Source organism: Mycobacterium sp. NGS16, assembly GCF_059813225.1.
This window is the reverse complement of sequence record NZ_JCALEE010000006.1, coordinates 84,295-100,497: the sequence shown is the minus strand read 5'-3', so window position 1 is coordinate 100,497 and position 16,203 is coordinate 84,295. Positions and strand designations below refer to the sequence as shown.

The following is a 16,203-nucleotide window of genomic DNA, read 5'->3' as shown; positions in this document are numbered from 1 at the left end:
CGTCAGGAACACTTGGCGCCAAGGGGTTATGTGAACTCGCGCAGCGTCCGGCCCTGCTTGTCGTGCACCCGCCCGCTCAAGATCAGGATCGCTTCGATGATGGCCCAGATGATCGGCACGCTGATGCCGATTCCGTATGTCGTGACGGTGGCCACCAGACCGATCAGCAGCTGGACGATGCCCAGCCCGGCCTGGCCCAGATACATGCGGCCGAACCCGAGGAAACCGAAGAGCCCGAGCAGCTGTAGCAGCGCTGCGGTGACTTTCGATTTGTCCGAGTACGGCTGTCCGGTCACCGGGTGGCGGCCGAACGGCGCCCACATGTCCGGATAGCCCGGATATGGGGGCGGGTGGCCCGGCGGCGGGTAGGGCTGCCACCCGGCCGGTGGCCATGACGGATCGGTCATGTCTGCGAGCATGCCAGAAATACCGGCGAGACCGGCTGGACTGCTATCAGCGCTGGTCAGCGTCGTCGTCAGGGTCCGATTCGGTTTCGGTTTCCGAGTCGTCGCCAGTTTCGGCTTCAGCGTCGGTCTCGGCCGCGTCCTCGTCGACAACGTCATCGGCGTCAGCCTGTTGGTCGGCTTCGGCTTCGGGTTCCGTGTCGTCGCCGGCTGCCGTCTCGGGTTCGTCGGCCGCGTCTAACCCGTCGTCAATGTCGCCGTCCGCGTCGACGTCGACGTCTTCCTCGGCTTCGACATCGGCGTTCTCCTCGGATTCGACCTCGACCTCGACGTCGGATTCGGCTTCCTCTGTGAGGTCGTCGGTGTCTTCGGTGTCTTCGATGGCTTCGGTGTCGTCAGCGGTATCGGCGTCTTCGGTGTTGTCGGTGACTACGGTGTCGTCAGCGACGTCGGCGACGTCAGCGTCTTCGGTGTCGTCAGTGTCTTCGGCGCCATCGGCTGCGGCGGCATCCGGCTCGGTTTCGCCTTCGCCCATAAGTCTTTTCGGCACCCGGACCACCGAGCCGACGCCGTTGGCGGCGCCGAGCGCCATCAACTCCTGCTCTTCGTGGGCTTCCGCCTCCGGTTCGACGGCAACCGCCTGCTGATCGGCGCCATCGTGCTCCCAGGCGCGACGGATGACATCGGGATCCTCGCGGCCCTTGGTTGCCAGCAGGATGTACACCACCGCGCCGATGAACACGAAGGTCGAAGTGAACGAGTTGACCCGGATTCCGGCGATGTGGGTGGCCGCATCGTCCCGCAGCAATTCGATGCCGAAACGCCCGATGCAATACCCGGCGACATAGAGCGCGAACAACCGGCCGTGGCCCATGCGGAAGCGCCGGTCGGCGTAGATCAACACCGCGAACACGACCAGGTTCCACAGCAATTCGTAGAGGAACGTCGGCTGGACGATCTTGTACAGCTCGCCGGTCGAAACCCCGTCGAGCAGATGGGGATCGCGTACCCCGGCGGCGTCCTCGCGCCAGAAGATCTCCAGGCCCCACGGCAGCGTGGTCTCGCGGCCGTAGAGCTCCTGGTTGAAGTAGTTGCCGATGCGCCCGATGGCCTGCGCCAACACGATCCCGGGCGCGACGGCGTCACCGAAGGCCGGCAGCGGGATCCCGCGACGACGGCAGCCGATCCAGGCGCCGATACCGCCGAGGGCCACCGCACCCCAGATACCCAGACCACCGTCCCAGATGCGTGGTGTGGCCTCCCAGCCGACGCCGCCCTCACCGAAATAGGTGCGCCAATCCGTCATCAGGTGATACAGCCGCCCACCGATCAGCCCGAACGGCACCGCCCACAGCGCGATGTCATAGATGACGCCCGGCTCGCCGCCGCGCGCCCGCCACCGGCGATCACCGACCAGCAGCGCGACGACGATGCCGATGATGATGCACAGCGCATAAGCCCGGATCGGGACCGGGCCGAGATGCCAGACACCGCGGGCCGGACTGGGAAAGTAGGTCAGCCAGTTCAATGTCATTGCTGCGAAACCCTTTGACGCACTCCGGCGGCAAGTTCGGCACTGAGGGATCGCAGCTCGGCCAGACCGTCGGCGAGTGCGGTGACCAGTGCGGAACCGACGATCACGCCGTCGGTGTAGGCGCCGATCTCAGCGGCCTGCGCCCCAGAGCGCACACCCAGGCCCACTCCGACCGGAATGTCCGAGACCTCCCGGACCCGGCGTACCAGCTCCGGCGCTGCGTTCGACACCGTGTTACGGGCACCGGTGACGCCCATCGTGGAAGCGGCGTAGACGAATCCGCTTGAGGCGTGCGCCGTCTCGGCCAGGCGCTGCGGCGTCGAGGATGGGGCCACCAAGAAGATCCGATCCAGCTCATGCCGTTTGGATGCCGCCAGCCACTCGTCGGCCTCGTCGACGATCAGGTCGGGGGTGATCAGCCCCAGGCCACCGGCCGCGGCCAGATCGCGGGCGAACGCGTCGACGCCGTAGCGCAGTACCGGGTTCCAGTACGTCATCACCACCGCACGGCCACCGACGCCGGCAATCGCCTCGACCGCGGTCAACGTGTCACGCACCCGGACACCGCCCTGCAGGGCCGTCTCGGTGGCCCGCGCGATGGTCGGTCCGTCCATGCCCGGATCGGAGTACGGGACACCGACTTCGATGAGGTCGCAACCGGATTCGACCAGGGCCGTCATCGCCGCGATGGAGCCCGGCACATCCGGGTATCCGGTCGGCAGGTAGCCGATCAGCGCGGCGCGGTCCTCGTCGCGGCAGGCGGCGAACATCGCGGCCAGCCGGTCGCCGGCGTGACCGCTCATGCCTGGCCGCCCTCGGCGTCGCCGAGCAGCCCGAACCACTTGGCCGCGGTCTCGACGTCCTTGTCGCCGCGCCCGGACACGTTCACCACGATGACCTTGCCCGGGCCCAGCTCAGTGGCCAGTGCGAGCGCGCCGGCGACCGCGTGCGCGGATTCAATCGCTGGAATGATTCCCTCAGTGCGGCACAAGATTCCGAACGCTTCCATCGCCTCGGTGTCGGTGATCGGCCGGTACTCGGCGCGGCCCTTCTCACGCAGCCAGGCGTGTTCCGGGCCGACGCCCGGGTAGTCCAGTCCCGCCGAGATCGAATGGGATTCGATGGTCTGGCCGTCCTCATCCTGCAACAGATAGGAGAACGATCCCTGAAAGGCGCCCGGGGACCCGCCGGCAAACGTCGCGGCGTGCCGGCCGGTGGCCACGCCGTCACCGCCGGCTTCGAAACCGATCAGCCGCACCGCCGGGTCGTCGAGGAAGGCGTGGAAGATGCCGATCGCGTTCGACCCGCCGCCCACGCAGGCCACCACCGCGTCGGGCAACCGGCCCGCCATCTGCTGGATCTGCGCGCGGGTCTCCAGCCCGACGATCCGCTGGAAGTCGCGCACCATGGTCGGGAACGGGTGCGGCCCGGCCGCGGTGCCGAAACAGTAGTAGGTGCGATCGGCGTTGGTCACCCAGTCCCGGAACGCCTCGTTGATGGCGTCCTTGAGGGTCTGCGAGCCGGATTCGACCGAGACCACCTCGGCGCCCAGCAACCGCATCCGGGCCACATTGAGCGCTTGGCGGCGGGTGTCGACGGCGCCCATGTAGATCACACACTCCAGACCCAGCAGGGCGCAGGCGGTCGCGGTGGCCACCCCGTGTTGACCGGCGCCGGTCTCGGCGATCACCCGGGTCTTGCCCATGCGCTTGGCCAGCAACGCCTGGCCGAGCACGTTGTTGATCTTGTGCGAGCCAGTGTGGTTGAGATCCTCCCGCTTCAGGAAGATGCGTGCCCCGCCGGCGTGCGCGGACAGCCGCTGGGCCTCATACAGCGGGGACGGCCGGCCGGTGTAGTGGGTCTGCAGGTCGTCGAGGGTGTCGAGGAACTCGCGGTCGTTGCGCACCTTGTCGTAGGCGGCGGTGACCTCCTCGATGACGGCCATCAGCGCCTCGGCGACAAACCGGCCGCCGTAGGCGCCGAAGTGCCCGCGGGCGTCGGGGTCATGCCGGCTCGGTTCGGCCACTCCGGCGCTGGCGCGCGGAAGCTTCAGGGGCGAGGTGTCCGACATCTAGCGAGCCGACTTCGGGCAGGACGGATGCTTACCCGCACTGACCAAATCGGCAACGGCCGCCCGCGGGTCGCCACTGGTGACCAGTCCCTCACCGACCAGAACGGCGTCCGCGCCGGCGCCGGCGTAGGCCAGCAAGTCCGCGGTGCCGCGCACACCGGACTCGGCGATCTTGACCACCTCGGTGGGCAGGCCGGGCGCGATCCGCGCGAAGCAGTCCCGGTCGACTTCCAGCGTGTGCAGGTCGCGGGCGTTGACCCCGATCACCTTCGCGCCGGCGGTCAGGGCCCGGTCGGCTTCTTCCTCGGTGTGCACCTCCACCAGAGCGGTCATGCCGAGGGACTCGGTGCGGTCGAGCATCGACACCAGCGCCTGCTGTTCGAGCGCCGCGACGATCAGCAAGAGCATGTCCGCGCCGTGGGCGCGGGCTTCGTGAATCTGGTAGGGCCGCACGATGAAATCCTTGCGCAGCACCGGGACGGACACCGCGGCTCGAACTGCATCCAAGTCGGCCAGCGAGCCGTTGAACCGGCGCTGTTCGGTCAGCACACTGATCGCGCGCGCACCGCCCTCGGCGTAGGAACAGGCGAGCTCTGCCGGATCGGCGATGGTGGCCAGTTGGCCCTTCGACGGGCTGGCGCGCTTGACCTCTGCGATGACCGCGATGCCGGGCTCTCGCAGTGCCGCCATGACGTCCCGCGGCGCGGGCGCGGCCTCGGCTGCCGCCTTGACTTGCGCCAGGCTGACGACGGCCTCCCGGGCGGCAACGTCGGCGCAGACTCCCTCGATGATCGAGTCGAGCACGGTTGCCGAACTCATGTCTGCCGGTTCCTCTCCCGCTAGTCGAAGACCTTCATCGAAGGGTAGCTACCCTCACCACTCGCGATGTCACCGGCCCTCGGGGTCCGCGCCGGGCGGCGGTTCTGTCGGGTCGCGCCCCTCGTCGAGCGCGTCCCACATCATTCGTTCCGACAGCGGCCGGCCCGCAGAGCCGTCATCGGTGCCCCGCGCAGCCGCCCGACGCACCGCCGGCGTCGCGTACTGCGCATTGCTGCCGGTGTCGTGCGCGGCCGCGCGCAGCAACAGCGCGGCAGCGGCCAGCACGCACAGCGCGGCGAGCAGGGTCAGCACCGCACCGGTGAGGCGACGATCGGTCCCCAACAGCGAGGTCAGCGGGATCTCGGCGATGTCGAGGGCCCGCAGCGCGATGTCACGCGCCACCCACATGCTCACCGCCAGGTACCCGGCCGCCAGGCTCACCACGGCCATCAATACCGCCAGCGCCCGCAGCGGCCAGCCCCGCACCGCCACCGCGGCGACGGCGGCAGCCAGGCACACCCATGCCAGCGGTACCAGCGCCGTCGACCACGACGCGCCGGTGACCGCGACCTGCTTGGGCTGCCCCAGCCCGTCGAACGAGCGGATCAGCACCCACGGCAGCCGGGATGCGCCCCACAGGCCGCCGGCGGCGACCACCAGCAGCAGTTGCGCCACCCGCAGCGCGACGGTGGCGCGACGGGCCCGACCCTCAGTCATCGGTCCCGGGCACCGTCAGCGTTTCGGCGGCGGCGATCGCGGCCAGCACCGCGCGGGCCTTGTTCGAGGCCTCGGTGTATTCGTAGGGTCCGTTGGAATCGGCCACCACGCCGCCGCCGGCCTGCACGTAGGCGGTGCCGTCGGCGAGCAGGGCGGTGCGGATCGCGATCGCGAAGTCGGCGTTGCCGGCGAAGTCCAGGTAGCCGACCACGCCGCCGTACAGGCCGCGTCGGGTCTTCTCGACCTCCTCGATCAGCTCCATCGCACGGACCTTGGGTGCCCCGGACAGGGTGCCGGCCGGGAAGCACGCGGTCACCGCGTCCAGCGCGGTGCGGTCCTCGGCGAGCAACCCGGTGACCGTGGACACCAGGTGCATGACGTGGCTGTAGCGCTCGATGTGGCTGTAGTCGGCCACCCGCACCGTGCCCGGAACACACACCCGGCCCAAATCGTTGCGGCCAAGGTCGACGAGCATCAGGTGCTCGGCGCGTTCCTTGTCGTCATTCAACAGGTCCTTCTCCAGCAGCTGGTCTTCCTCCTCGGTCGCACCGCGCCACCGCGTTCCGGCGATCGGGTGGGTGGTCGCGCGGCCGTCCTGGACGGTCACCAACGCCTCGGGGCTGGAACCCACGATCGAAAAGGCCAGTCCCCCAACGTCGTTGGGCACCTGCAACAGGTACATGTACGGGCTGGGGTTGGACACCCGCAGCATCCGGTAGACATCAATGGGGTCTGCCGGGGTGGTCATCTCGAAACGCTGGGACGGCACCACCTGAAATGCCTCACCGGCCTCGATCTCGCCGACCAGCCGCTCGACGATCGCCCCGTACTCCTCGGCGGTGCGCTGCCTTCGGTAGACCGGCTCGGGCCGGTCGAACGTGGCGACGCTGGACTCCAGCGGCTGACTCAGCGCCGCGGTCATCACGTCGAGCCGAGCGATCGCGTCGTCGTAGGCCTCGTCGACGCGCTCGTCGGTGCCGTTCCAGTTGACCGCATTGGCGATCAGGGTGATGGTGCCCTCGTGGTGGTCGACCGCGGCCATGTCGGTGGCCAGCAGGAACAGCATGTCGGGCAACTGCAGGTCATCGACGGCCAGCTCGGGCAGCCGCTCCAGCCGGCGGACCATGTCGTAGGCGAAGAAACCCACCAGGCCGCTCGACAGCGGCGGCAGCCCGGGAATCGCGGCCGTCTCCAGCAGTGCCAGGGTGTCGCGCAGCGCCTGGAGCGGGTCCCCGCCGGTGGGGGCGCCCTGCGGGGCCGCACCCAGCCACACCGCCGCGCCGTCGCGCACCGTCAGCGCCGACGAGGTCCCGGCACCGATGAACGACCACCGCGACCAGGACCGCCCGTTCTCGGCCGACTCCAGCAAAAAGGTGCCGGGCCGGCTGGCAGCCAGCTTGCGGTAGGCCGACAGCGGCGTCTCGGCGTCGGCGAGCACCTTGCGGGTCACCGGGACCACCCGGTGCTCGGCAGCCAGGGCCCGGAATTCCGCCCGCGATGCGGTGCCGGCTTGGGAAGCGGTTTGCACGGCCCCCATCTTCCCAGACTCCGGTGGCCGCAAGCGCGCCGGAGCCCAGCGCGCCGATCGGGCCGGGAGTAGCCTTGCGGCCATGAAAACTGGCGATACCGTGGCGGATTTCGAACTGCCCGACCAGACCGGAACACCACGCAAGCTCAGCGCACTGTTGGCCGACGGGCCGGTGGTGCTGTTCTTCTATCCGGCGGCGATGACGCCGGGCTGCACCAAGGAGGCCTGCCACTTCCGTGATCTGGCCGCCGAGTTCGCCGCTGTCGGGGCGCAACGGGTCGGGATCAGCGCCGATCCGGTGGCCAAGCAGGCCAAGTTCGCCGACCAGCAGGGCTTCGATTACCCGCTGCTATCCGACACCGACGGCACGGTGGCCGCCCAGTTCGGGGTCAAGCGCGGACTGCTCGGCAAGTTGATGCCGGTCAAGCGGACCACGTTCGTCATCGACACCGACCGCAGCGTGCTCGACGTGATCGCCAGTGAATTTTCCATGGATACCCATGCCGACAAGGCACTGGAGGTGCTCCGGGCGCGCTCGTCGGCCTAGCGGCGCTGCCCCACCCCTAGTCGCCCTGGGCGGTGTCGGGGGCTTCGTCATCGGCCGAGGCTACCTCCGCTGGGGCGGGCACCTCCTCTGCCGCCGCCTCCGGCACGTCCTCGGCCACCTTGCGGTTGTCGCCGACGGCGGTGTCGATCCAGTTCCGGATCTCGTTGAGGTGGGTGACGATGCCCGACCGCTCCCGCTTGAGCAGGTCGACTTCGGCCTGGGTGCGCTCGGTGAGCAGCTTGGCCTCGCGTTTGGTGGTGGCGATCAACGTGGACGCCTCCAGGCGGGCCTCCTTGTCGAGCTTGGCGATGTTCGCCTCGGCCTGCTCCCAGGCCGCCTGCATCTTCTGGTCCAGCCGGCGCTGCGCCTCCCGGCGGTTGCGCTCGTCTTCCTCCCAGGCCAGCTTGATCTGCTCGTCGAGGGATTCCTGCGCCGCCCGGCGGTTGCGCTCGTCCTCCTCGGCGAGGCGCTGGTAGACCTCGCGGCGGCTGCGTTCGGCCTCCTCGATCTCCTGCGCGATCCGGCTGCGTTCCTCGTGAGCGATCCGGAGGATCTCCTCCGCTTCGGCCGTCGCGGTTTCCAGGATCTTGGCCCGGCGCGCGTTGGTGGACGCCTGGAACTCCGCCAGCGCCTCACTGGCGGCGGCCCGGTCCTGGCGGGCGGCCTCCAACTGTTCGCGGAGCTCTCCGGTCAGTGCCTCCGCGTCCTGGCGGGCCAATTCCTTGGTGCGCCGCGCCTCCTCGGAGGCGATACGCATCATCCGGGCAATGCGATCCGACATGCCCTCGACGGAGTCCACCGGGCCGGTGACCTGCTCGAATTGGGAGCGCAGTTCGGCCAGTTCGGCGGTCAGGCGCTGGCGCTCGGACTCGGCCTCGGCGGTCATCCGCACGATGTCGTTTTGCAGCCGGGTCACCTCGGCGGTGAGCTGTTCGCGGTCGAATCGCGTCTGCGCCTTGACCGCGTCGAGCGATTTTGTTCGCTCCTGCAGAATCTCGATTTCGCGATGGAGGCGCGCGATGTAGTCGGAAACCTCATTGCGATCGAAACCGCGCATCTGCGTTTCGAATTCCGGAATCTCTAGCGCCACCGATTTGCTCCTAGCACCTGACTGGTTCGGTCTTCAGTTCGAGAGGCAACCCGCTGCGCACCCGAGTTGGCTTGTGCGCGAGGCCAAATGGACCGGCTCACCCAAGCTGCCGTGCGACGCAGCGTACCAGACCCGTCTGGGCGTGTCACCGGCTCGCATTATGGCCCGAGCCCAGGTCAGCGCGGACGATTTTCGCGAAACCAGGACTCTTTTGCCGGAGCCAGGGATTCACGTTTGACTCCGGTGGTCGAACGCTGAATCTGGTCGACGATTTTCGCGCGTGCATCCATCAGCTCGGTCAGCCGAAGCTGCGCATCTGCCACGTGGGTATTGATCGCCTTGTTCATTTCGGTCAATATCTCCGACGCGTGGTTCTCGGCTTCCTTCATGATCTCCGCGGCGCTCATCACGGCCTGCCGCCGCAATTGGGCGGCATGGACCCGAAGCTGCTTGTGCTGGGTTTCCAGCTCGGCGCGCAGCTCGGCGGCCTCCCGCCGTTGCGCCTCGGCGTCATCGAGAATCGCTCCGGCTTCCTTCTCGGCAGCACTGCGCAACTCGTCGGCGAAGCGCTGCGCCTCCGCGCGAATGCCGTCGGCTTCGGCCATGGCGCCGTTGAGAATCCCGGAGAGCCGGTCACTGAGGTCCACGATGTCGCCGGGGATGGCCGACGCCAACTCGTTGAACCGCACGGACGTCGACTCCAGCGTCGCCTGCGACTCGCTCAGCTGCTTGGTGAGCGCGACGATCCGTGCCCCCGCGCGCGGCAGGTGCGCCTCGATGTCGCTGACCGTGCCCTGGGCGTAGTGGGCGTCGATCTGCTGGGAAACCCGCTCCAACTCCAAACCCGAAGAGGTGTAGTCCAACGGGTACGAGTCGTCCTGTTCGTCGGAGTTCACAGTCGGCCAGCATACCGCTCGAGGCCCGTCGGCGACTCAATCCGCGGGAGGCAGCAACACGTCGGCGTCGAAGCAACTGTGGTCGCCGGTGTGGCAGGCCCCGCCGGTCTGGTCGACTTCCAGCAGCACGGTGTCACCATCGCAGTCCAGCCGCACCGAGTGTACGTACTGGGTGTGTCCGGACGTCGCGCCCTTGACCCACTGCTCACCGCGCGAGCGCGAAAAATACGTCGCCTCACGGGTTGCCAGGGTGCGCGCCAGCGCGTCGTCATCCATCCAGGCGACCATCAGCACGTCGCCGCTGCCCCGCTCCTGGGCGACCGCGGCGATCAAGCCGTCGGCAGTGCGTTTGAGCCGGGCCGCGATCGCCGGGTCCAGCTGGAAACCCGAGCTCATCGCACCACTATTCCCTCGGCCGCCATCGCCGCTTTGACCTGCCCGATCGTCAGTTCGCGGAAATGAAAGACGCTGGCCGCCAGCACCGCATCGGCGCCCGCATCGACCGCCGGCGCGAAATGCTGCGTCGCGCCCGCTCCCCCGCTGGCGATCACCGGCACGCTCACCGCCGCGCGCACCGCGCGCAGCATCGGCAGGTCGAACCCGGCCTTGGTGCCGTCGGCGTCCATCGAGTTCAGCAGGATCTCCCCGACCCCCAGTTCCACACCGCGGACCGCCCACTCGACCGCGTCGATACCGGTGCCGCGCCGGCCGCCGTGGGTGGTGACCTCCCACCCGGAGGGCGTGGGAGCAGACCCGGGCGGCACCGTGCGGGCGTCGACCGACAGCACGATGCACTGGGAGCCGAACTGACGCGACATCTCGGCCAGCAGCTCCGGGCGGGCGATCGCGGCGGTGTTCACCGACACCTTGTCGGCGCCGGCCCGCAACAGCACGTCGACGTCGCCGACGGTGCGCACCCCGCCGCCGACGGTCAGCGGGATGAACACCTGATCGGCGGTGCGGGCGACCACCTCCAGCATGGTGGCCCGGCCCGAGGACGACGCCGTGACGTCGAGAAAGGTCAGTTCGTCGGCGCCCTCGGCGTCGTAGGCGGCGGCGAGTTCGACGGGATCCCCGGCATCGCGCAGGTTTGCGAAGTTGACGCCCTTGACCACCCGGCCGCCGTCGACGTCCAGGCACGGGATGACCCGCACCGCCACATCACTTGCCTGGCCCATCTCAGTAGCCCTCCGGTGCGCCGACCGCGGTCAGGATGTCGAGGATCTCGCCGTGCACGCCCGGCGCGGCAGCCAACGCCGAGCGCGACTGCGACGTCCATGGTGCGCCGGTCAAATCCGTCACGATCCCGCCGGCGGCGCGCACCAGGGCCACCCCGGCGGCGTGGTCCCAGATGTGGTCGCCGAAACTCAACGCCCCGCCGAGGACGCCGTCGGCGACGTAGGCCAGGTCGATTCCGGTGGCGCCGTGCATCCGCGGTCGCGAGGTCACCCGGCTCAGGCCCTCCAGCACCGCTTGCCGGTAGCGGCCCGGGAACCGGCCGCGCCAGTCGACGTTGAAGGTGCCGACGCCGACCAGGGAATCCGCCAGCGCGGCCGGGTCCAGTCGCGGCTGGGCGACGCCGTTGCGCAGCAGCGGGCCGCCTGCCACCGCGGTGTAGCGCTGATCGGTGAACGGCAACCAGGTCAGCCCGGCCACCGGCTCACCGTCGCGCAGCAGACCCAACAGGATCGCGGCCATCGGGGATCCGGCGGCGTAGTTGAAGGTGCCGTCGATCGGGTCCAGCACCCACACCAGCGGCGAGTCGATCGTGGGCCCGCCGAATTCTTCGCCGTGCACGCCAATTCCGGTCGCTGCGACCAACGCGTCGGTGATCTGACGCTCCAGAGCCAGGTCGACCTCGGTCGCGAAGTCGTTGCCTCCCTTGCGAACTGCTGAACCGGCGCGGTGGCCGTCGAGGAAGGGCCGCGCCGCGACATCAAGGATTTTCGACGCCTCGGCGACCAGAGCGTCCAGATCCACGGTGTCCAGCGCCACGCGCACCTAGCCTTGCACCGCGGTCAGCGCCTCGGGCAGGGTGAACCGCCCCGCGTAGAGCGCTTTGCCGACGATCGCGCCCTCGACTCCGCGGTCCACCAGCGTGGCGATCGCCCGCAGGTCATCGAGGCTGGATACCCCGCCGGAGGCGATCACGGGTGCATCGGTGCGGTCGGCGACCTCGCCGAGCAGCTCCAGGTTGGGGCCACCCAAAGTGCCGTCCTTGGTCACGTCGGTGACCACGAAGCGCGAACACCCTTCGCGGTCAAGACGTTCCAGCACCGGCCACAGCTCGCCGCCGTCGGTCTCCCAGCCTCGTCCGCGCAGTCGGTACGAGCCGTTCTCGCGTTGCACGTCCAGGCCGACCGCGATCTTCTCGCCGTGGTCGGCGATCGCGCGAGCGCACCATTGCGGGTTCTCCAGCGCCGCGGTGCCCAGGTTCACCCGGGTGCAGCCGGTGGCCAGTGCCGCCGCCAGCGACTCGTCGTCGCGGATACCGCCGGACAGTTCGACTTTCACGTCCAGGCGGCCGACCACGTCGGCGAGCAGTTCGCGGTTGGAGCCGCGGCCGAAGGCGGCATCGAGGTCGACGAGGTGAATCCACTCCGCACCATCACGCTGCCAGCCCAGCGCGGCCTCCAGCGCTGAGCCGTACTCGGTTTCGCTGCCGGCCTTTCCCTGCACCAGCCGCACCGCGCGGCCGTCGACCACGTCGACCGCGGGCAACAAGACCAGTGTTTTGCTCACAGTGCCTCCACCCAGTTGCTCAATAGCGTCGCCCCGGCATCCCCGCTCTTTTCCGGGTGAAACTGGGTGGCGGCCAACGGCCCGTCCTCGACAGCCGCCAGGAACGGTACCTGATGGGTCGCCCGGGTCACCAAAGCCTCCGGACGGCCCTCCCACCGCTGCGCGGCGTAGGAGTGCACGAAGTAGAACCTGGTGTCGGCGTCCAACCCGGCGAACAGCGTGCTGCCGGGGGCCGCGTCGACAACGTTCCAGCCCATGTGCGGAATCACCGGGGCGTCGAGTCGGGTGACCGCGCCCGGCCATTGCCCGCAGCCGGTCGTTTCCACCCCGAATTCCACGCCGCGGGCGAACAGGATCTGCATCCCGACGCAGACCCCCAGCACCGGCCGCCCGGCCGCCACCCGTTCGGCGATGATCTTCTCCCCGTGTACCTTGCGCAGTCCGGCCATGCACGCCGCGAATGCGCCGACACCGGGCACCACCAGGCCATCGGCGGCGGCCGCGGCGTCGGCGTCAGCGGTCACCTCGACCGCCGCACCGGCGCGCTGCAGCGCTCGCTGCGCCGAGCGCAGGTTGCCGGACCCGTAGTCCAGGATCACCACCGATTTCACAGCGCACCTTTGGTCGACGGCACGCCGGTCACCCGCGGGTCGGGCTCCACTGCGTGGCGCAGCGCCCGGGCGACCGCCTTGTACTGGGCTTCGGTGATGTGGTGCGGGTCGCGCCCGTAGAGCACCCGTACATGTAGCGCAATGCGGGCGTTCGAGGCCAGCGTCTCGAACACGTGGCGGTTGATGACGGTGTGGTACGGCACCTGCGAACCGGAGATCGTGGTGTGCGCCAAGTGATCCGGCTCGCCGGTGTGCACACAGTAGGGGCGCCCGGAGACGTCGACGGCGGCGTGCGCCAGGGTTTCGTCCATCGGGATGAACGCGTCACCGAACCGGCGGATGCCCTTCTTGTCGCCAAGCGCCTGATCCAGGGCCTGCCCGAGCACGATCGCGGTGTCCTCCACCGTGTGGTGCGCTTCGATCTCGACGTCGCCTTTGGCGCGCACCGTCAGGTCGAAGCTGGCGTGGCTGCCGAGCGCGGTGAGCATGTGGTCGTAGAACGGCACCCCGGTGTCGATCTCGACGATCCCGGTGCCGTCCAGGTCGAGTTCGACCGTGATCTCGGACTCGCGGGTGGTGCGTTGCACCCGGGCACGGCGGCTGCCGGTCATGAGGCTCCTAACGGTTCGACGAGTTCGGTGGCCGCAAGTCGCTGGCTGGCGGCGAGCAGCGCGTCGTTCTCCTCCGGCAAGCCGGTGGTGGCGCGCAGGTATCCGGCGATGCCGACGTCGCGGATCAGGATGCCGGCATCCAGGTAGCGCTGCCAGGTTGCGGGCGCGTCGGCGAAGCGGCCGAACAGCACGAAGTTGGCGTCACTGGGAATTACCCGAAATCCCATGGCGCTCAGTGCCGCTGACACGCGGTCGCGTTCGGCGACCAGCTGTGCCACGCTGCCCAGGGTGTCGTCGGCGTGTCGCAGCGCGGCGCGGGCGGCCGCCTGGGTGACCACCGACAGGTGATAGGGCAACCGCACCAGCAGCATCGCGTCGATCACCGCCGGCGCGGCGATCAGGTATCCGAGCCGGCCGCCGGCGAACGCGAACGCCTTGCTCATGGTGCGGGTGACGATCAGCTTGGCCGGATAATCGTCGATCAGCCCGATCGCGCTGGGCTGCGAGGAGAATTCGCCGTAGGCCTCGTCCACGATCACGATGCCCGGTGCGACGTCGAGCAGGCTGCGCAGATCATGCAATGAGATGCTCTGCCCGGAGGGGTTATTCGGGCTCGCGACAAACACCACATCGGGTTTGCGGTCGGTGATGGCCGCGACGGCGACAGCGACGTCCAGGCCGAAGTCCTCGGCCCGGTTCGCCGCCAGCCACTGGGTCTGGGTGCCGTCGGAGATGATCGGGTGCATCGAGTACGACGGGACGAAGCCGATCGCGCTGCGGCCCGGCCCGCCGAACGCCTGTAGCAGTTGCTGCAGGATCTCGTTGGAGCCGTTAGCCGCCCACACATTCTCCGGCCCCACCTCGACCCCGGTCTGGGTGCTCAGATAGCCGGCCAGGTCGGCGCGCAGCGCCACCGCGTCGCGGTCGGGATAGCGGTGCAGATCGGCTGAGGCCTCACGCACCGAGCGGGCGACGTCGTCGATCAGCGCCGCACTCGGCGGGTGCGGATTCTCGTTGGTGTTCAGCCGCACCGGTACTGCCAGTTGCGGTGCGCCGTAGGGCGACTTGCCGCGCAGATCATCGCGCAACGGCAGATCGGCCAGCGTGATCTGCCCGCCGGGGCGGGTCATGATTCGAACCTCCGCCGGACCGCTTCGCCGTGCGAGGGCAGGTCCTCGGCGTTGGCCAGCGCGATCACATGCACGCTGACGTCCTTGAGCGCGGCCTCGGTGTAGTCCACGACGTGGATACCGCGCAGGAAGGTCTGTACCGACAGCCCGCTGGAATAGCGCGCACTGCCCGCCGTCGGCAGCACGTGGTTGGAGCCCGCACAGTAGTCGCCGAGACTGACCGGCGCATAGGGTCCGATGAAAATTGCGCCGGCCGAACGGATCTGGGCCGCCACCGTGGCGGCGTCGGCGGTCTGGATCTCCAAGTGCTCGGCGGCGTAGGCATTGACCACCCGGATACCGGTGTCCAGGTCGTCGACCAATACGACGGCCGACTGGCGCCCGCCCAGCGCCGTGGCCACCCGCTGGCGGTGCACGGTGGTTTCCAGCTGCGCGGTCACCTCCCGGTCGGTGGCGTCCGCCAGCTCGGCACTGGTGGTGACCAGCACGCTGGCGGCCATCTCGTCGTGCTCGGCCTGGCTGATCAGGTCGGCGGCCAGATGCGCCGGGTTGGCGGTGTGGTCGGCGAGGATGGCGATCTCGGTGGGGCCGGCTTCGGCGTCGATACCGACCTGCGACCGGCACAGCCGTTTGGCGGCGGTCACGTAGATGTTGCCGGGCCCGGTGATCATGTCGACCGGGGCCAACTCGGCCTGATCGGTGTCGGTGCCACCGTAGGCCAGCAGCGCCACCGCCTGGGCGCCGCCGACCGCCCAGACCTCCTCGACGCCGAGCAACCGGGCCGCGGCCAGGATCGTCGGGTGCGGTAGGCCGTCGAAGGCGGCCTGGGGCGGACTGGCGATCACCAGGGAGTCGACGCCGGCGGTCTGGGCCGGGACGACGTTCATCACCACGCTGGAGGGGTAGACCGCGTTGCCGCCCGGAACGTACAGGCCGACCCGCTCGACCGGGATCCAGCGTTCGGTGACGGTCGCGCCCGGAGCCAGGGTGGTGGTGGTGTCGGTGCGCCGCTGGTCGGCGTGCACCGCGCGGGCGCGGCTGATCGCCACCTCCAGGGCGGCCCGCACCGCGGCGTCCAGGCCGGCCAGTGCATCCTGCAGCGCCGCACCCGGCACCCGGACCGCGGCCGGCCGCACCTGGTCGAACGATTCCCCGAACTCCAGCGCCGCGTCGGCTCCGCGCGCGGCGACCGCCTCGACGATCGGGCGTACCCGCGGCACCACGGCCTCGACGTCGACGCCACCGCGCGGCAGGGCGGCGCGCAGTTGAGCCTTGGAAAGGTTCGACTGGTCGGCGCCACGCAGATCGATGCGTGCCAGCAGGGCGGTGTTCACGTCGTCCATTGTCCCAGAGCCGTCCAAGTCAAATATCGCCGCGCTCAGCAGACCCGCCGGCTGCACCGTGCCCGGCGGGTCCGGAGGCCCCTGCTGCGCGCCGCGATCGAACTGCGGCAGCTCACCTCGCGCGGACGTCGCCATCACCGAAATCTCCCGGCGCTGGCGC

At 69.3% G+C, this 16,203-nt stretch carries 18 protein-coding genes; 1 reads left to right on the top strand and 17 read right to left on the bottom strand.

All coding sequences use genetic code 11. From position 1 onward, the window contains the following. Nucleotides 1–26: 26 nt before the first annotated feature. The 7 genes from AC5Y4Q_RS15145 to AC5Y4Q_RS15115 form a co-directional block, all read right to left on the bottom strand. Nucleotides 27–419 (bottom strand): NINE protein, encoded by a 393-nt coding sequence (locus AC5Y4Q_RS15145; RefSeq protein ID WP_082952506.1) that lies wholly within the window; start codon nt 417–419, stop codon nt 27–29. A gap of 34 nt (nt 420–453) precedes the next feature. Continuing rightward, a complete protein-coding gene (lgt, locus tag AC5Y4Q_RS15140; RefSeq protein WP_499959498.1) occupies nt 454–1,938 on the bottom strand; it encodes a prolipoprotein diacylglyceryl transferase in 1,485 nt (494 codons plus the stop codon). Then, nucleotides 1,935–2,741 (bottom strand): tryptophan synthase subunit alpha, encoded by an 807-nt coding sequence (gene trpA, locus AC5Y4Q_RS15135; protein ID WP_499959497.1) that lies wholly within the window; start codon nt 2,739–2,741, stop codon nt 1,935–1,937. The genes lgt and trpA overlap by 4 nt, the downstream gene beginning before the upstream one ends. After that, nucleotides 2,738–4,009 carry a tryptophan synthase subunit beta gene (gene trpB, locus AC5Y4Q_RS15130; RefSeq protein ID WP_499959496.1) on the bottom strand — a complete coding sequence of 424 codons (1,272 nt, stop codon included), beginning with the start codon at nt 4,007–4,009 and terminating at the stop codon, nt 2,738–2,740. Before trpB ends, trpA begins: the two co-directional genes overlap by 4 nt. Then, complete coding sequence (gene trpC / locus AC5Y4Q_RS15125; protein ID WP_064920693.1) at nt 4,010–4,828, bottom strand: indole-3-glycerol phosphate synthase TrpC; 819 nt, start codon at nt 4,826–4,828, stop codon at nt 4,010–4,012. A 69-nt stretch (nt 4,829–4,897) separates the two neighbouring features. Beyond that, the gene (locus tag AC5Y4Q_RS15120; protein WP_064920694.1) at nt 4,898–5,545 is read right to left on the bottom strand and encodes a TIGR02234 family membrane protein; all 648 of its coding nucleotides are present in this window, start codon (nt 5,543–5,545) and stop codon (nt 4,898–4,900) included. Further along, on the bottom strand, nt 5,538–7,082 hold the full coding sequence (locus AC5Y4Q_RS15115; protein WP_499959492.1) for an anthranilate synthase component I: 1,545 nt from the start codon (nt 7,080–7,082) through the stop codon (nt 5,538–5,540). The genes AC5Y4Q_RS15120 and AC5Y4Q_RS15115 overlap by 8 nt, the downstream gene beginning before the upstream one ends. A 73-nt stretch (nt 7,083–7,155) precedes the next feature. Here AC5Y4Q_RS15115 and AC5Y4Q_RS15110 point away from each other — a divergent pair, with 73 nt between their 5' ends. Next, nucleotides 7,156–7,620 (top strand): peroxiredoxin, encoded by a 465-nt coding sequence (locus tag AC5Y4Q_RS15110; RefSeq protein ID WP_125224494.1) that lies wholly within the window; start codon nt 7,156–7,158, stop codon nt 7,618–7,620. Between the two features lie 16 nt (nt 7,621–7,636). Here the strand turns inward: AC5Y4Q_RS15110 and AC5Y4Q_RS15105 are convergent, their stop codons facing one another. The 10 genes from AC5Y4Q_RS15105 to hisD form a co-directional block, all read right to left on the bottom strand. Continuing rightward, on the bottom strand, nt 7,637–8,710 hold the full coding sequence (locus AC5Y4Q_RS15105; protein WP_499959489.1) for a hypothetical protein: 1,074 nt from the start codon (nt 8,708–8,710) through the stop codon (nt 7,637–7,639). Nucleotides 8,711–8,886: 176 nt separating this feature from the next. Continuing rightward, nucleotides 8,887–9,606, bottom strand: a complete 720-nt coding sequence (locus tag AC5Y4Q_RS15100) for a hypothetical protein (protein ID WP_064920698.1) — start codon at nt 9,604–9,606, stop codon at nt 8,887–8,889. A gap of 36 nt (nt 9,607–9,642) precedes the next feature. After that, a complete protein-coding gene (hisI, locus tag AC5Y4Q_RS15095) occupies nt 9,643–10,002 on the bottom strand; it encodes a phosphoribosyl-AMP cyclohydrolase (protein WP_064920699.1) in 360 nt (119 codons plus the stop codon). Continuing rightward, a complete protein-coding gene (gene hisF / locus AC5Y4Q_RS15090) occupies nt 9,999–10,784 on the bottom strand; it encodes an imidazole glycerol phosphate synthase subunit HisF (RefSeq protein ID WP_064920700.1) in 786 nt (261 codons plus the stop codon). The genes hisI and hisF overlap by 4 nt, the downstream gene beginning before the upstream one ends. Nucleotide 10,785: 1 nt before the next feature. Further along, nucleotides 10,786–11,586, bottom strand: a complete 801-nt coding sequence (locus AC5Y4Q_RS15085) for an inositol monophosphatase family protein (protein WP_499959600.1) — start codon at nt 11,584–11,586, stop codon at nt 10,786–10,788. A gap of 21 nt (nt 11,587–11,607) precedes the next feature. Continuing rightward, complete coding sequence (priA, locus tag AC5Y4Q_RS15080) at nt 11,608–12,348, bottom strand: bifunctional 1-(5-phosphoribosyl)-5-((5-phosphoribosylamino)methylideneamino)imidazole-4-carboxamide isomerase/phosphoribosylanthranilate isomerase PriA (protein ID WP_185746559.1); 741 nt, start codon at nt 12,346–12,348, stop codon at nt 11,608–11,610. Next, the gene (gene hisH / locus AC5Y4Q_RS15075; RefSeq protein WP_064920701.1) at nt 12,345–12,959 is read right to left on the bottom strand and encodes an imidazole glycerol phosphate synthase subunit HisH; all 615 of its coding nucleotides are present in this window, start codon (nt 12,957–12,959) and stop codon (nt 12,345–12,347) included. The genes priA and hisH overlap by 4 nt, the downstream gene beginning before the upstream one ends. Beyond that, complete coding sequence (hisB, locus tag AC5Y4Q_RS15070; RefSeq protein WP_499959485.1) at nt 12,956–13,570, bottom strand: imidazoleglycerol-phosphate dehydratase HisB; 615 nt, start codon at nt 13,568–13,570, stop codon at nt 12,956–12,958. Before hisB ends, hisH begins: the two co-directional genes overlap by 4 nt. Further along, nucleotides 13,567–14,700 (bottom strand): histidinol-phosphate transaminase, encoded by a 1,134-nt coding sequence (locus AC5Y4Q_RS15065; RefSeq protein WP_064920703.1) that lies wholly within the window; start codon nt 14,698–14,700, stop codon nt 13,567–13,569. The genes hisB and AC5Y4Q_RS15065 overlap by 4 nt, the downstream gene beginning before the upstream one ends. Then, nucleotides 14,697–16,022, bottom strand: a complete 1,326-nt coding sequence (hisD, locus tag AC5Y4Q_RS15060) for a histidinol dehydrogenase (RefSeq protein WP_499959598.1) — start codon at nt 16,020–16,022, stop codon at nt 14,697–14,699. Before hisD ends, AC5Y4Q_RS15065 begins: the two co-directional genes overlap by 4 nt. Nucleotides 16,023–16,203 lie beyond the last annotated feature (181 nt).

Bases quoted from the DNA above. Each gene is read 5' to 3' on its own strand.
- AC5Y4Q_RS15145 (WP_082952506.1), bottom strand. From the start codon at position 419: ATGCTCGCAGACATGACCGATCCGTCATGGCCACCGGCCGGGTGGCAG.
- lgt (WP_499959498.1), bottom strand. From the start codon at position 1,938: ATGACATTGAACTGGCTGACCTACTTTCCCAGTCCGGCCCGCGGTGTC.
- trpA (WP_499959497.1), bottom strand. From the start codon at position 2,741: ATGAGCGGTCACGCCGGCGACCGGCTGGCCGCGATGTTCGCCGCCTGC.
- trpB (WP_499959496.1), bottom strand. From the start codon at position 4,009: ATGTCGGACACCTCGCCCCTGAAGCTTCCGCGCGCCAGCGCCGGAGTG.
- trpC (WP_064920693.1), bottom strand. From the start codon at position 4,828: ATGAGTTCGGCAACCGTGCTCGACTCGATCATCGAGGGAGTCTGCGCC.
- AC5Y4Q_RS15120 (WP_064920694.1), bottom strand. From the start codon at position 5,545: ATGACTGAGGGTCGGGCCCGTCGCGCCACCGTCGCGCTGCGGGTGGCG.
- AC5Y4Q_RS15115 (WP_499959492.1), bottom strand. From the start codon at position 7,082: ATGGGGGCCGTGCAAACCGCTTCCCAAGCCGGCACCGCATCGCGGGCG.
- AC5Y4Q_RS15110 (WP_125224494.1), top strand. From the start codon at position 7,156: ATGAAAACTGGCGATACCGTGGCGGATTTCGAACTGCCCGACCAGACC.
- hisI (WP_064920699.1), bottom strand. From the start codon at position 10,002: ATGAGCTCGGGTTTCCAGCTGGACCCGGCGATCGCGGCCCGGCTCAAA.
- hisF (WP_064920700.1), bottom strand. From the start codon at position 10,784: ATGGGCCAGGCAAGTGATGTGGCGGTGCGGGTCATCCCGTGCCTGGAC.
- hisB (WP_499959485.1), bottom strand. From the start codon at position 13,570: ATGACCGGCAGCCGCCGTGCCCGGGTGCAACGCACCACCCGCGAGTCC.
- AC5Y4Q_RS15065 (WP_064920703.1), bottom strand. From the start codon at position 14,700: ATGACCCGCCCCGGCGGGCAGATCACGCTGGCCGATCTGCCGTTGCGC.